Annotated in this window: 1 pseudogene; it reads left to right on the top strand. The window is 57.9% G+C overall.

The features are described 5' to 3' along the window. A pseudogene (locus HMPREF2554_RS08120) lies at nt 1-214 on the top strand (DUF721 domain-containing protein); the annotation flags it as partial.

The following is a 214-nucleotide window of genomic DNA, read 5'->3' as shown; positions in this document are numbered from 1 at the left end:
AAGATTCTTCGTGAATTTGGCTCTGCCATGAGCGCCGAACCGGGACAGCGAAAAACTCGTGCCCAGCGGGTCGATATGCGCGCGCTGGGTGGCTATACCACCTCTGGAGAAGATTCTCGCGATCCGAAACCGCTTGATGGCGTGATCTCGTACCTGATTCGTTCTCGTGGGTGGAAAGAGCCCGTGGCGGTCTCCAGCGTCATGGCACGATGGA

It is taken from the genome of Rothia sp. HMSC071F11, from assembly GCF_001809115.1.
GTDB lineage: Bacteria > Actinomycetota > Actinomycetes > Actinomycetales > Micrococcaceae > Rothia > Rothia dentocariosa.
Note: the sequence above shows the minus strand (reverse complement) of the source record. Positions and strands in the feature narration are given on the sequence as shown.